Annotated in this window: 11 protein-coding genes; 8 read left to right on the top strand and 3 right to left on the bottom strand. The window is 47.3% G+C overall.

What is annotated here, in order from left to right; translation table 11 throughout:
* Positions 1 to 18 precede the first annotated feature (18 nt).
* Positions 19 to 3483, top strand: coding sequence for a M36 family metallopeptidase (locus H3H32_RS19035; protein WP_240543409.1), 3465 nt, complete (start codon positions 19 to 21; stop codon positions 3481 to 3483).
* A 37-nt stretch (positions 3484 to 3520) separates the two neighbouring features.
* Here H3H32_RS19035 and guaB read toward each other — a convergent pair whose 3' ends face one another.
* Both guaB and H3H32_RS19025 read right to left on the bottom strand, forming a co-directional pair.
* Positions 3521 to 4993 (bottom strand): IMP dehydrogenase, encoded by a 1473-nt coding sequence (guaB, locus tag H3H32_RS19030; protein WP_182457162.1) that lies wholly within the window; start codon positions 4991 to 4993, stop codon positions 3521 to 3523.
* A 216-nt stretch (positions 4994 to 5209) separates the two neighbouring features.
* Entirely contained in the window at positions 5210 to 5638 is a 429-nt protein-coding gene (locus tag H3H32_RS19025) for a DUF2141 domain-containing protein (RefSeq protein WP_182457161.1), read from the bottom strand.
* Between the two features lie 40 nt (positions 5639 to 5678).
* On the opposite strand from H3H32_RS19025, the gene recJ reads away from it, so the two are divergent.
* Both recJ and lptB read left to right on the top strand, forming a co-directional pair.
* Positions 5679 to 7418, top strand: coding sequence for a single-stranded-DNA-specific exonuclease RecJ (gene recJ, locus H3H32_RS19020; protein WP_182457160.1), 1740 nt, complete (start codon positions 5679 to 5681; stop codon positions 7416 to 7418).
* A 93-nt stretch (positions 7419 to 7511) separates the two neighbouring features.
* Complete coding sequence (lptB, locus tag H3H32_RS19015; protein ID WP_182457159.1) at positions 7512 to 8243, top strand: LPS export ABC transporter ATP-binding protein; 732 nt, start codon at positions 7512 to 7514, stop codon at positions 8241 to 8243.
* Positions 8244 to 8312: 69 nt separating this feature from the next.
* On the opposite strand, the gene recO is transcribed toward lptB, so the two are convergent.
* Entirely contained in the window at positions 8313 to 9005 is a 693-nt protein-coding gene (gene recO, locus H3H32_RS19010; RefSeq protein ID WP_182457158.1) for a DNA repair protein RecO, read from the bottom strand.
* A gap of 90 nt (positions 9006 to 9095) precedes the next feature.
* Between recO and H3H32_RS19005 the strand changes: the two genes are divergently transcribed.
* From H3H32_RS19005 to dgoD, 5 genes are all read left to right on the top strand, one after another.
* A complete protein-coding gene (locus tag H3H32_RS19005; RefSeq protein ID WP_182457157.1) occupies positions 9096 to 9932 on the top strand; it encodes a fumarylacetoacetate hydrolase family protein in 837 nt (278 codons plus the stop codon).
* A 317-nt stretch (positions 9933 to 10249) separates the two neighbouring features.
* On the top strand, positions 10250 to 11290 hold the full coding sequence (locus H3H32_RS19000) for a LacI family DNA-binding transcriptional regulator (protein WP_182457156.1): 1041 nt from the start codon (positions 10250 to 10252) through the stop codon (positions 11288 to 11290).
* Between the two features lie 66 nt (positions 11291 to 11356).
* Entirely contained in the window at positions 11357 to 12598 is a 1242-nt protein-coding gene (locus tag H3H32_RS18995) for a mandelate racemase/muconate lactonizing enzyme family protein (protein ID WP_182457155.1), read from the top strand.
* Positions 12599 to 12835: 237 nt separating this feature from the next.
* Positions 12836 to 14191 carry an enolase C-terminal domain-like protein gene (locus tag H3H32_RS18990; protein WP_182457154.1) on the top strand — a complete coding sequence of 452 codons (1356 nt, stop codon included), beginning with the start codon at positions 12836 to 12838 and terminating at the stop codon, positions 14189 to 14191.
* A gap of 145 nt (positions 14192 to 14336) precedes the next feature.
* Complete coding sequence (gene dgoD, locus H3H32_RS18985) at positions 14337 to 15572, top strand: galactonate dehydratase (RefSeq protein ID WP_182457153.1); 1236 nt, start codon at positions 14337 to 14339, stop codon at positions 15570 to 15572.

The following is a 15572-nucleotide window of genomic DNA, read 5'->3' as shown; positions in this document are numbered from 1 at the left end:
ATCTTAACTGCAGAATATTTGAAGCTCTTCACACACATCGTTCTGCCAATGATGGAACAGGTTTACGCACAGGCTAGTAAATATCTGGGTATATGGCTCACTTTGCTTAGCTTATGGCTAATTAACCCGGTTCAGGTATATGCGCAGGTTGAAGTAGAAACTGCCCGGAAATACGTGCTTTCTACCATAGAGCAGCAAAAATTAACAGCTGCCGATGTGAATGGGCTGGTCGTGTCAAGCACCTATCGGTCGCCCACCACAGGTTGGTATCACGTTTATTTTAATCAGGGTTATCAGTCGGTAGAGGTGTATAATCGGGTCATGAGTATTGTCCTGATCGGTGGTCAGGTAGCCGCTCTGAATCACAATTTTATTCCTGGTATCAACCTTTTACCGAGAACGAGTGCGCTAAAAGGCACCATTACTCCGTTCGACGCTTTGCAGAAAGCTACTGCCAACGTAGGACTGGCCTCCGCTAATTTGGCACAAACGCAGGCACCAACGATTACAAAGCTAACCGATGGGACGCTTACAAAAAGTACCTATTTGATTCCCGATCTGTCTGACGAAAAAATTGATGTAAAACTGTACTGGCTTCCGGTCGAGGCTGATCAGAAAGGACAGAAACTCGTTGAAAAACTGGCGCTTACCTGGAATGTACGCTTCCTGACAAAAGATGCCAAAAACGGTTGGAATATCCATGTCGATGCGTTTTCGGGTGAGATACTCAAGAAAAAAGATGACGTTGTTCATTGTAACTTTGGCACACCTGATCACCTGACCACCCCTCATAATTGCCCCAGTTCATCGGCTTATTTTGGATTCAGAAAAGAGAGTTTGTCGCCCAATGGCTATACCGTTTTTGATTACCCGCTCGAAAGTCCCAATCACGGTTCGCGTACGGAGTCGGTCAATCCATACGCACGCTTTGTACCCACTGGCACGGGTCCCGGAGCAACGAATGGTTGGCATAACGATGGTAGTGTCGACTATATAACAACACGGGGAAATAACGTTTGGGCACAGGAAGATACCGATAACAACAATGAGGTAGGGGCTAGTCCTTCATCGGCTACGCTGGAATTTAATTACCCCTATACACAGGGTTTAAATACAGCTGCAGGTAATCAGAATGCAGCCATTACCAATCTATTTTATTGGAATAACCTGCTTCACGACGTACTGTGGAAATTTGGTTTCGATGAGCCAAGCGGCAACTTTCAGAACAATAATCAGGGACGTGGTGGGCTTGGCAACGACTATGTACTTGCCGATGCACAGGATGGGGGTGGTTTGGATAACGCCAATTTTTATGTGCCCGAAGATGGGGTAAATGGCCGTATGCAGATGTACCTCTGGAGTAATGCGAATACGTACCAGCCAGATGGTGATTTTGATAATGGCATTATTTCGCACGAATACGGGCATGGTTGGTCAGCCCGACTGACAGGAGGGCCAGCCAATTCAACTTGTCTGCAAAACGCTGAACAAGGAGGAGAGGGGTGGAGCGATTACCTGGCGTTGATGATGACAACCCCCTGGTCATCGTTGAGTGCCAATGTGGCCAGCGCTAATCTACCACGGGGAATAGGAACGTATGCCAGTGGGGAGCCGACCATCGGACTGGGTATCCGCCAATATCCCTATTCCTACGATATGGCCAATGTCAATAGTGCTGTTACGTATGCCAAAGTAGGCGATACGAATTTTTCGATACCGCACGGAATTGGCACCATCTGGGCTACCATGTTGTGGGATATGACCTGGGAAATTATCTTGCAGGATAACCAGATTACCGCTAACATCTACGATACACCCACCAGCGTAACGGCTATGCAGGGCAACATAGCGGCTCTAAAGTTGGTGACCGAAGGCTTACGTTTACAACCCTGTAGCCCCAGTTTTGTGCAATCTCGCGACGCCATTCTACAGGCCGACCAGCTCTTGTTTGGAGGACGATATCGTTGCGCTATCGGTCGAGCTTTTGCCCGACGGGGTTTAGGAGCTAATGCCTCGACGGGTGTTTCATCAGACGATCGGATTGTGACCGAGGACTATACCCTGATTGGGGGAAATACGCTCAGCTCACCGGCAACAGCAACCGCCTGTTCAGGATCTTCATTTACCTATACGGCCACCTCAAGCACAACGGGCGTTAGTTTTAGCTGGACTCGTGCTGTTGTGGCGGGCATTACTAATGCCAGTGCGGTGGGCAGTTCGGCGATAGTTAACGAAACACTGATCAATACAACTGATCAGCCGATCACGGTTCGGTATACCTTCTCAATAAGTCCAAGTGGTTGTGGAGCAGGTCCCTCACGTTTGCCAGTTGATGTTATAGTCAACCCTGTTGTAACTCCTATTGTCGGCTCGTATTCGGTTTGTCAGAATGCTACTGTGCCTAGTGATGGAGGCCTCAGTGTAGCAATTGTAGAAACCAATACGGTTACCCGAACGCTATCAACCAGTTCGCCAATATATACTCGTGCTTCAGGGGATGACGTAACGAGCTACACGGCCGGTCGTTCGGTTTATTATCAGGCGTTTACGTTTACAGCGCCTTCGAGTGGTACGCAAACGTTTGGGATTACATCAGCTACTTTGAGTGATGGCTATAATGATACATATCTATCATTGTATCAAACATCCTTTAATCCCGCAAGCCCAGCTACTAATTTTCTGCATGGCGATGACGATAGTGGCCCAGCCTATCTGTCTCAGTTAACTCATTCACTTACGCAGGGCGTAACTTACATTTTGGTTGTGGCTACCTATTCTAGCAATGTAACAGGTAGCTTTACTTTACAGGGAAGCGCCCCTGTCTTTTTCACGGGCACGCCAACCTGGTTTACTAGCCTTACGAGTACTACGCCAATAGCTGTAATCCCAACGTTCAATCCGGTAGGGGTAGCGGGCTCCGGCATTCCTAATACAGCCACGCCTGGCACCACCACGTTTTATGTGTCAACTCCCGAACGAAGTGTCTGCCGTGTTGCTACTACGTTTACCATTTTAAGTACCGCTCCGCCTGTTGTTACCAGTACGAGTACAACCATTACGGCTGGTGGGTCAATTACACTCAATGCCACCGGTTGTACAGATACGGGCTCTGTCCTAAAATGGTATCAGACTGCCGATGATGTAGCCATTAGTATGCCGGTTTCGCCAACCGGTACCACCCAATACTACGCCCGCTGTGAGCGAACGACGGGTACTAAGGTTTGTCTGAGCGATAAAAGTGAGAATGTAACTGTAACGGTAGTTGTCCCTACGGGAGTCTATTCGATTAGAAGTGGCAATTGGAATTCGCCAACTACCTGGAATTGCACTTGTATTCCTGATGGTACACTACCTGTTCAGATTATGGACGGGCATTCGGTTACAATTCCCAATGCCTATACAGGGCTGGCTAAGGGAATTCAATTTTGGGGGGCGGGGAAACTCATTCAGGAAGGAACTGGACGAGTTATTATTGGAAATTAAGGTCAGAGAAATCGTAACTTCCCTGACCTTAAGTCGCTTATCGAACGGAGTAGTTCGGTGCTTCTTTCTGAATTGAAATATCGTGCGGATGGCTTTCGCGTGCACCAGCCGTGGTAATTTTTACAAATTTGGCTTGTTGCAAAGTCGGAATATCGATGGCACCGCAGTAGCCCATACCAGCTTTCAAACCACCAACCATCTGATAAATAATCTCGGAAACTTTACCTTTGAAGGGCACCCGACCCACAATGCCTTCGGGAACAAGTTTCTTGATATCATCTTCGGCATCCTGGAAATAACGGTCTTTCGAACCATCTTCCATGGCTTCTACGGAGCCCATACCCCGGTAAGTTTTGAACCGACGACCTTCATAAAGAACCACTTCGCCGGGCGCTTCTTCGGTACCAGCCAGGAGAGAACCAATCATCACGGTGCTGGCTCCACCGGCAAGTGCCTTCGTAATGTCGCCCGAGAACCGAATGCCACCGTCGGCAATAACGGGAACACCAGTTCCCTGCAATGCTTTCGATGCTTCGTAAACGGCCGTTAATTGTGGCATACCAATACCCGCAATAATGCGTGTGGTACAGATACTGCCCGGTCCAACCCCAACTTTCACGGCATCGGCACCGGCATCAGCCAGGGCTTTGGCGCCCTCGCCTGTTGCCACATTACCGGCAATCACCTGTAGTTTAGGAAACTGTTCTTTGATGCCGCGAACAGCATCCAGAACGCCTTTCGAGTGGCCGTGCGCCGTATCGACACTGATCACATCGACGCCCGCTTTAACCAGGGCTTCAATGCGTTTGGTAAGATCATGGGTAACGCCAACAGCAGCGCCTACGCGTAACCGGCCCAGCTCGTCTTTGCAAGCGTTCGGGTGGCTCTTCTTCTTCAGGATATCTTTGTAGGTAATCAGGCCAACCAGGTGGTAGTCGTTGTTGACAATGGGTAGCTTTTCAATCCGATGTTGCTGGAGAATACTTTCGGCTTCTTCAAGCGTTAGGCCTTCTCGTGCCGTAATGAGGTTATTCTGCGTCATGACGTCGGTGACCGGTTTCGACATGTCGTGCTGGAAACGCAGGTCACGATTCGTCAAAATGCCAACGAGTTTGCCCGATTCATCAACAACTGGAATACCGCCAATCTTAAACTCGCGCATAATTTTGTGCGCATCACCCAATGAAGCAGTTTCGAGTAGGGTGATAGGGTCAATGATCATTCCACTCTCTGAACGTTTCACCTTGCGGACCTGTTCGGCCTGGGCTTCAACGCTCATATTTTTGTGGATAATGCCAATTCCGCCTTCCTGTGCCATGGCAATAGCCAAGGCCGATTCGGTAACGGTATCCATTGCCGCCGAAATAAGCGGAATGTTTAAACGAATGTTACGGGTAAGCTGGGTAACGGTTTGCGTATCGCGTGGAAGAACCTCTGAATAGGCGGGCAGCAGCAGTACGTCGTCGTAGGTGAGAGCCTCGTAAAGGAACTTACTGGTATCTAAGCTCATGAGCAAATAGCAGGTTGTGTTATTTGCCGGGTAAAATTACAAAAAAAATCTGAATTGCAGCGGCAACCCGGTAGGATTTTTTTGATGAAAATGATTTTTATGATTTTGTTAATTCTTATTAATTGAAACGCTTACGACTTGGCTATTAGCAGCAAAGAGTAAGTCATTTATGGCTAAATAAATCATAAAAATCAGTTCAATCAGACGAATCCAAATTCAGAAAGAATCCAGCTTTATACTGATAGTCTTGTCGTGGTTGCCAACCGTGAACTGACAATCTTTGAACTTTGGGGCTGACATTCGGGGACGAAAATTATTGCTAAATCCGTAGGGTTCTTTAGGAATACCAAACATCCGCTTATCCAGTACTCCATTGTCGTTTTCATCATGAAAAACCGCTACGGCATACTCGCCCGGTTCAATGGAAAAGGTTGTTTGTGCGCTCGTTCCTTTTATTTCAGTTTTTTTTCCATCAATTGGCTTACCGTCCGGAAATCCACTGTTCGGTTTATAGATCGCAATATAAACAGACCCTTTCTGAGAGCGGATATTATGAATATCAATGGTTAAGGTCGCTTTCGATGATGAAATTACAGGACTATAACCCGGAGACAAGAGCGTAAGAATTGAAAGCAAAAAGAACATAGACAGAGCGTTTTTCTAAAAACGGATTTATCTTGCAGTTATGATAGCCCAGCCGTCCCCACCACCTAAACGATGGATACCCAAACCGTTCCCTGACTCGAAGGAGCAGCAAACTGCTATTCAGTCGTTAACGCAGTCATTGGGCATCAGTCCATTTCTGGCGGCTTTGCTGGTTCAGCGAGGTGTCACAACCTACGATGATGCGCGCGTTTTTTTTCGGCCCGAAATTAGTCATTTGCATAATCCGTTCGAGATGAAGGATATGGATCGGGCTATTATGCGCCTTCAAATGGCCATGCTGCCCGAACGGGAGGAGAAAATCCTGATCTATGGCGACTACGATGTAGACGGCACGACTTCGGTAGCATTGGTATATGGCTTTCTGAAAAACTATCACACAAAGATAGATTATTATATTCCCGACCGATATAAGGAAGGTTACGGGATCTCACGACAGGGAATCGAGTGGGCCGCCGAGAATGGGTTTTCGTTGATTATTGCCCTCGACTGTGGCATTAAATCAATTGAGCGTGTGGCCGAAGCGAAAGCGCTTGGCGTCGATTTTATTATCTGCGATCACCACCGCCCTGGCGACGAACTACCCGATGCGGCTGCTGTGCTGGACCCTAAACGCGCTGATTGCTCGTATCCTTATAAAGAGTTGAGTGGATGTGGAGTTGGCTTTAAGCTGCTTCAGGCGTTTTGCATGCACAAGGGCATTGAACCTGAAAAACTCTATCCCTGCCTCGATTTAGTAGCCGTTAGTATTGCCTCAGACATTGTACCGCTTACGGGCGAGAATAGGGTGTTGGCGTACTATGGCTTAAAATATCTTAACGCAGAACCACGAACTGGGCTGAAAGCGTTAATCAAAATAGCGGGCTTTACGCGGGAGCTGGACATTACGAATGTGGTTTTTGGTTTAGGGCCGCGAATCAACGCAGCTGGCCGAATTCAGCATGCGAAAGCGGCTGTTCAACTACTGTTGGCCGAATCGGAGGAAGAAGCCGACGAGTTTGCGATGGCAATTAATAAGCATAACAATAGCCGACGCGAATTCGATAGTAGCATTACCGAACAGGCGTTGGCAATGATTCGGGAGAGTGATGTGCTAACTCATGCCAAGAGTACGGTTTTGTTTGATGCCAGCTGGCATAAAGGGGTAATTGGCATTGTGGCGTCGCGCTGTATCGAGCATTTTCATCGGCCAACGATTATCCTGACCCAGTCGAACGATAAGGCGGCTGGATCAGCACGGTCGGTGCCGGGGTTTGATGTGTACGAAGCTATTGAAGAATGTGCCGATTTGCTGGAACAGTTTGGCGGTCACACGTTTGCAGCAGGTATGACCATGTCGGTTAGCAATATTGATGCGTTTCGGCGGAAGTTTGAAGAGGTTGTTGCCCGGACGATTAAAGAAGAACACCTAACTCCGCTAATTGACATTGACCTCCCATTGGACTTCAGTGAAATTAGCGATAAGCTTGTCCGGATTGTGAAGCAGATGGGGCCTTTTGGTCCACATAACCTGCAACCGACCTTTATGACAAACGATGTGTATCTGGCTGCCGAACCCATTATTATGAAGGAAAAGCATCTGAAAATAAGTGTACGGCAGGGAAGATCGGGGCACACATTGACGGCCATCGGGTTTGGGTTTGCGCACATGGCAGATCAGCTCAGGGCCGGCAGACCTTTTTCAATCTGTTATCAGGTAGAGCAGAATTTTTTTAACGGAAATGTCTCTTTGCAGTTAATGCTTAAAGATTTAAAAGTGTAGTTACTGTACCCACGGGCTTCAGCCCGTGTTTTATTCCAATTAAGTAAAATACGGGCTGAAGCCCGTAGGTACAGTGACTAACAACAAAACTACATGCTTCTCAGAACAGAAAATTTAATTAAGAAATACGGGTCGCGGTTGGTCAACAACAATGTGTCTTACCAAGTTGAAACGGGAGAAATTGTTGGGCTGCTTGGACCCAATGGTGCAGGTAAAACAACGTCGTTCTATATGGCTGTTGGACTGGTAAAGCCCAACAGCGGTAAGGTTTTTATTGATGATTTAGACGTAACCGACTTGCCCATGTACAAGCGGGCACGGCTTGGTTTGGGATACCTGGCGCAGGAAGCGTCCGTTTTTCGTGATTTGAGCGTTGAGGAAAATGTGTTGGCAGTGCTTGAAATGACGTCGTTGCCGAAGAAGCAACAAAAAGAAAAAGTAGAGGAACTGCTGGAAGAGTTCAGTCTTACGCACGTTCGGAAGAGTAAAGGCAAGGTGCTTTCTGGTGGTGAACGTCGACGCACTGAAATTGCTCGCGCGCTAGCCGTTGATCCTAAATTTATTCTTCTAGATGAGCCTTTCGCGGGCGTTGACCCAATTGCGGTTGAAGATATTCAGAGCATTGTTGCCAAATTGAAGCACCGCAACATTGGTATCCTTATAACGGATCACAACGTAAACGAAACCCTCTCCATCACCGACCGGGCGTACTTGTTATTCGAAGGTAAAATTCTAAAACAGGGTACTGCCGAAGATCTAGCCAATGACGATCAGGTTCGGCGGGTTTATCTGGGACAGCATTTTGAATTGAAACGTAAGATTTAGCACTTGTACTCACGGGCTTCAGCCCATGAATTTACCTAAAACACGGGCTGAAGCCCGTGGGTACAATACTTACCCCAACACTTCTCTCAACACTGGCAGCGATTTTACTTCGCCTACTGAATCAATGTGAATTTGGTAGTACGCCACTAACGCATCCAGTAGCTCATTTCTTGACGATCGCTGGAGTTTAATGGGCGTTCCGAGTGGGTAGCGTAGCATGATATTCAGCGCCGTTTCCATTTCATTGTCTGGCAGGAATGGGTATGAATTTTCGCGAAGCTGATCGTCAAATTCGCGGGCCGATTCTGGGCCAAATCCTAAGAAAAACGACAACTTGAGTAAAAAAGCAAGGTGGAAATTTTCGTAGTTTGTTCGGGCTTCTTCCAGGAATAGAACCGAATCGACCAGAAATCGAAACAGCTGCGGACTGCTGGCTTCTTCCTTCAACACTTTGTTAAGCATTTCCGTCACGAACATCGCGATGGTTGACTTCGCAACTTCGAATGGTAAGCTTTGAAATGGGTAGCTGGTTTTAACCTCCGAAAGCCGGTGCAGGTCGCGATCATCCTTGTTGTAAACGACCATATCCAGCAACGTTAACGGTTGAAACAACGCTATTTTGTTATTCTTGCTTCGGGCCGTACGGACACTATTGACAATATAACTCTGTAAGCCGAATTCTTCGGTGTAGATGCGGGCGATGATCGACGTTTCGCGGTAACGAAGGTAGCTAAGGGCAAGACCCCGGGTTTTTTGCAGCATTTCCTGGAAAGCAGTAAACTATCTAATATAACACTTTTTACTGTAAAAAGTCGCCTAAGTGCGCTATAATTGCCGATAAATTAGCCTTTCATGAAACTCTACAAAACCCGCTCCGGTATCGTCGCAGAATTTGAAAATCAGTTTTATTCCATCCTCGCTGAGGATTGGGATGAATTGATCAATCGCGATAATTTGCATGACTTTTTAGTCACTTCGACTGCCATTTCTCAACCGTCAGAAGAATATCAAGCCTGGACCCAAACCAGCTTACTAGCCCCCATTGGACGGCAGGAAGTATGGGCATCGGGAGTTACCTATCTGCGTAGCCGTAACGCCCGGATGGAAGAATCCAAAAAATCGGGGGGCGACAATTTCTATGATCGCGTTTACGATGCCGACCGCCCCGAACTGTTCTTCAAAGCTACGCCCGAACGGGTTGTCGGGCCTGGTGCCGACGTTCGTATCCGCGCCGATTCGACCTGGAATGTGCCCGAACCTGAACTGACGTTGTTTATTACATCGTCGGGTAAAATTGTGGGGTATACTTGTGGCAATGACATGAGTTCGCGAAGCATTGAGGGCGAAAACCCGTTGTATTTACCTCAGGCAAAGAGTTATGATGGAAGTGCCGCTTTAGGTCCATGCTTGTATGTTCCGCAAACGCCAATCGCTCCCGAAACGCAAATTCGGCTGGAAATCATCCGGGATCAACAGGCTGTTTTTACAAATAGTATCGCCATTAACCAGATGAAACGGCAACACACAGAACTCGTGGAATTTCTCTATCGAGAATGTTCGTTCGCGCAGGGGTGTTTCCTGATGACAGGCACTGGTATTGTTCCACCCGATGATTTTACGCTACGTTCTGGCGACGAAATCAGCATTAGTATTGATGAAATCGGAACATTGACGAATATAGTTGCTTAAGAAGCCCAGTGCTTAGTGAGCTAGATTCGCCTAGATAATCTTCTCTTTATTTCTCATTCTCGCCGGGTTTTAACCCGGCGAGAATGGTATGGGAGCTTCGGGAAAATACTTTCTTGGGGCTCCCATTTATTTTTAATGAATGGGTTATCGACTGGGCGAAAACAGCATGGTCCCACTATATGTGGCCCCCATAAGTGGATAGATCATCACGTTTCTGTCACAAATAGTACTATTCGTTTAAAAATCATTAAAAAAATATTGGCAAATTCTTTTTTGTTTAAAGGTTTAAGCATAGATTTGAGCGCAATTGTTACTAGATGAGTGCTAAAAAAACTTCGTTAAAGGATATAGCGCAACGAGCGGGTGTTTCTATGGCACTTGTGTCTTATGTTCTGAATGGAAAAGAAAAAGAGAGTCGGGTAGGGCAGGAAATTGCTGCTAAGATCAGGCAAATAGCCAAAGAACTTAACTACCAGCCTAACCACTTAGCGAAAAGTTTGCGAAGCGGCAAAACACATACCATTGGGTTAATTATTGCAGATATATCGAACCCGTTTTTTGCGAATATCGCCCGGGTAGTTGAAGACGAAGCAAAGCGAAATGGCTATACCGTTATTATCGGCAGCTCAGACGAAAACGCCGAGAAATCACGGGATTTATTAGACGTATTGATTAATCGGCAGGTAGATGGATTTATTATCGTTTCCTCTGAAGACTCGGCTGAGCAAGTGCGGGACCTACAGGCGAAAAATATTCCATTTGTTTTGCTAGACCGGTATTTCCCGGATATACAAACTGATTTCGTATCCACCGATCACTATAAAGCGGCCTATACCGCTGGCGAACATTTAGTAAAAAGTGAGTACAAGCGTATTGGAATGATTGCCTATGATTCGCAACTTTTCCATATGCAGGAACGGATTAGAGGCTATAAGGAAGCATTAGCTGACAATAACGTATCCTTTCAACCGCAATGGTTAAAGCAGGTGCGTATCAGTGCCATTGAACAGGGCGTTAAAGCAGCTATCAATGAAATGCTGGCGGCTAAGGAGCCAATTGATTCAATTGTTTTTGCCACGTACAGCTTGGCCGTTACGGGACTAAAATATATTAATGAATTAGATCTGAATGTGCCCGCCGATTTGGGCATCGTCAGTTTTGGGCAGGCAGAAGCATTTGACCTATACTATTGTCCAATAACGTATGTAAAACAACCCATTGGACTTTTGGGCAAAACAGCAGTTGAATTTTTAATGAAGAAATTGAAGCACCCACAGGCAGAACCATCGCAGATATTAATGGAAGCAGAACTGATTATACGAGCGTCTTCAAAAACAAAGCAGCTTGTTCATACTTAAATTTACCCATTTGCTTAATCGTTTAAGCTAATCCTTGACTCGACTATTCCTTACTCTTAACAGTACATGCAACGTAGAAACTTTCTTAAATCCTCTGTTGTCGGGTCAGCGGCTATTGTCGCTGGCCTACCATTAAATCTTGCGCTGGCTGCACCTAAGTTAAAAATCACCAAAATCCGGTATTACGCAGCGCCTGGGTACAACAAACCTTTGTTTAATCAGGCTCGTGGAATTGTTGAAATCGAGACCGATGGGGGCATTATCGGCATTGGCGAAGGTGGCTCCAAAGACATGATTGAGCAGTGTGCCCAGATGATCATTGGCGAAGATCCGTTCCGCGTAGAGCACCTTTGGCAGAATGTATACCGGGGTATGTTTTATCCGCCGGGCCGCGAAAAACTCCACGCCTTAGGAGCGCTTGAAATGGCCCTGTGGGATATTAAAGGAAAGGCTCTGGGCGTACCCGTCTATGATTTGCTGGGCGGTGCTACCCGCGATTATGTTGAATGTTATGCGACTGGTTTCCGAGCGTCGAAAGCCAAAACGGAAGAAGAACGGGCCAGAGATTGCATAGAAGCTGGTTTACGCGCCTATCGGATTGGGCCAACGGGAGGCAATGGGGAGCAACCGTTTGATTTCTACGATAACGCCAAAAAGACAATTGAATTCTGTAAGCGTATCGACGCTGCCGTGGGCGGTGGTGGCAAATGGGCACTTGATCTGCATACTCGGTTTGACTTAACGGAGGGCATCAAAATCTGCAAGGCGCTTGAAAATCTGGAGCCTTATTTCGTAGAGGATATTGTTCGTTCTGAAAACCCAGGCGTCTACAAAACGGTGCGTCAGATGACCAACGTACCCATTGCGGTTGGTGAGCAATTTGGCGATCGCTGGGATATTAATGAATTAATTGAACAGCGCTTGATCGATTACACGCGCGTTACACTACCTAATACCGGCGGCATTGGCGAATTTAAAAAGATAGCTTCCCTCTGCGAGACGCATTACGCAGGTATGATTCCGCACTTTACAGGGCCTTTATCAACGGCTGCTTTGGTGCACGTTCTAGGATCTAGCAGTCCAAATCGCTGTCTGATGGAATTGGGTGGGGGCGAACCTGAACGTCCGGCTTACTTCAATGAGGATTTCATAAACTTCAAAAATGGTAAGTTATACCTGAATCCAAACCCAGGGTTGGGAGTGAAATTCGATCCTAAAAAAGCAACGTTCGTTATGGAAGTTACAACCAAAACACAGTTCCCGCACCCCGTTTTGAAAAGCCCGGACGGAGCGATTCATAACTGGTAAGGACACGGTTCTTTATTGCTCGCAGAGGATAGGCGATAAAGATATAAGCAGCAAAAGAAGTCCGGAAACCGATTCAAAACCTAAACTGGAAATAGACGCATGGAACTTTGTTCTGAATGGGTACCTATTTTTTTGCCTCTACAAAAATTAGATTTTGACTCTATTTATTAGTGATAAATCGACTTTTTTTAGTCTTCTCACTGCCCTATACTGTCTCTAAACCCTTTTCTTTTTCTTATGAATCACCTTGACCAAAGCCGCCGGGACACCTTAAAAATGCTGGGATTTGGCTCATCAGCCGGACTACTCGGTTTGTTTGGTGGCGTCTCTACTGCCGAAGCTCGTGAACAGCAAGGCAAGCCCCCGTATGCCGTTGGTGCGCCACCCGTTAAAATCAAAAGTGTCAAGGCTATTGCCACGGCGCCCCAGGGTTCTAACCTGATTGTCGTTAAGGTTGAAACAACGGAACCGGGACTCTATGGGCTTGGCTGTGCTACGTTTACCCAACGAGCCGCTGCGGTTATCGTGGCTATCAACACGTATCTGAATGAGTTTTGTGTCGGCAAAGACGTGGACAATATCGAGGATATGTGGCAGTCGACCTATGTCAGTTCGTACTGGCGTAACGGCCCCGTGCTCAACAACGCACTTTCGGGACTTGATCAGGCGCTTTGGGATATCAAAGGGAAACGGGCGAAAATGCCAGTGTATCAATTACTTGGCGGCAAAGTACGCTTTGCGATTCCCTGCTATACCCACGCGGGAGGCAATACCCCAGAAGCCGCAGCTGATAGTGTCAAGAAGTTCATGGCTGATGGTTTCAAATATATCCGTATTCAGCAAGGAGGTTATGGAGCGGTGGGAGCCACTGCCGACAAACCCGATTTCAAAGTGGCTGGCTTCGGAGGAGAAACCGACAACTACATGAACGAGCGGCTCTATCTGAAATCGGTGCCCAAAATGTTCGAAGTCGTTCGGAAGGAGTGCGGGGATGAAATTGAGTTGCTCCACGACATACATGAGCGGGTGCAACCTATCGATGCCATCAATATGATTAAGCGGGTTGAAGAATATCGGCCTTTCTTTATTGAAGACCCCTTCTCACCAGAGAATATGAAGTGGTTTGCGCAACTCCGACAGGCGACTTCTGTGCCGATTGCAATGGGCGAATTGTTCAATAATATCAATGAGTTCAAAGAGCCGATGGTCAACCAATGGTTCGATTTTATCCGAATTCACGTCTCGCAAATTGGTGGTATTTCGCCAGCTATGAAAGTAGCGAGGTTAGGGGAGTGGTTCAACATTCGCACCGCCTGGCACGGTCCGGGCGACGTCTCGCCGGTAGGTCACGCGGCTCATGCGCACATCGATCTGGCCGTGTGGAATTTCGGTATCCAGGAAGCCGTACAATTCTCCGAGAAAACGCAGGCCGTGTTTAGCGGTTGCCCGACTATGAATAAAGGCTACATGTCGGTTAACGAGGTGCCCGGTTTAGGGGTCGATGTTGACGAAAAGGAAGCGGCTAAATATCCCATCACAACTAAATCGAACTGGCAGGTCCGCAAAATGGACGGTACGATTATCCGGCCGTAATTAACAGCATAACTACACGGCGTCGGGTTTGTAACCTGACATCACGAACTTACATAGGTTGGTAAGACCACCGTAAACTTGTACTTAACCCTTCTTTTTCTAGAACTGCTTAATCGATTAAATAAACCTTTGCCGAATAAAACGTATGAAAAAAACAGGCGTGTCCCGACGTAGCGTCATACAATCCGTATTGGGTGTTGCTGGTATGAGTACGATGGTATTGCCAAAAACATCTTATTCTGCCAGTCCCGGTCATTTTGCCGATTACAGCAATGTGAAGATTACCAAACTCGAAACGTTTCTGGTTAAACCTCGGTGGGTGTTCCTTAAAATTCACACGAATGTGGGTGTTCACGGCCTTGGCGAACCACTGCTCGAAGGCAGGGCTCTCACTATCCAAACCGCCATTAAAGAGATAGAGCCTTACCTGATCGGGAAAGATCCGCGCCATATTGTTCATCACTGGCAGGCTATTTATCGACATGCTTTTTATCGCGGTGGCCCGATTCTAACGAGTGCCCTGAGCGGTATTGATCATGCGCTTTGGGATATCAAAGGCAAACTGCTGAACGTACCGGTTTATGAATTACTCGGCGGCCCAACCCGCGATCGGGTTCGAATTTACGGTCGGGCTAGTAACGCGGAGGACATTAAGAAACGAAAAGCGGAGGGATTCACAGTTATCAAAACGGGCGTTGCGCATAAGAACCCCGCCAATATTGTCGAGAACCCCCAATTCATCAAGTACGCAGTCGACAACTTCGCATCGTTACGGGAAGCCGGTGGACCCGAGATGGACATTGCTATTGACTTTCATGGGAACATCTCACCCCAAACGGCTAAAGTGCTGATCAAGCAGCTGGAGCCGTTTCAGCCCATGTTTGTAGAGGAACCCTGTCAGGCGCAGAACGTGGATGTTTTGGCTGACATCGCACGAGGAACGCACCTCCCTATAGCGGCCGGAGAACGCATTTTCACCAAATGGGGATTCCGGGAGCTGCTTGAAAAGAAGGCTGTCAGCATCGTTCAACCCGATCTCTGCCACGCTGGTGGCATTACGGAGGGGCGTCTTATTGCAGGCATGGCCGAAGCGTATTACGTACCCATTGCTCCTCATAACCCAATGGGGCCAATTTCATTAGCAGTAGGTCTTCATCTGGCAGCCAGCGTACCCAATTTTCTGGTACAGGAGCAGGTTTCGTTGGGGGATGGCTACATCAAAAATCCGTTCAAACTACAAAGCGACGGTACGGTCTTGATTCCTAAAGGACCGGGCCTGGGCGTTGAGCTGGACGATGCGCTCATGAAAGATAAAATCGGTCACGACTGGAAAAATCCTGAGGCTTATAATGCCCTCGATGGCTCCGTAGTAGACTGGTAA

The sequence above is a fragment of the Spirosoma foliorum genome (assembly GCF_014117325.1).
Lineage (GTDB): Bacteria > Bacteroidota > Bacteroidia > Cytophagales > Spirosomataceae > Spirosoma > Spirosoma foliorum.
The sequence above is the reverse complement of the archived record's forward strand: the minus strand, read 5'-3'. Positions and strand labels throughout refer to the sequence as shown.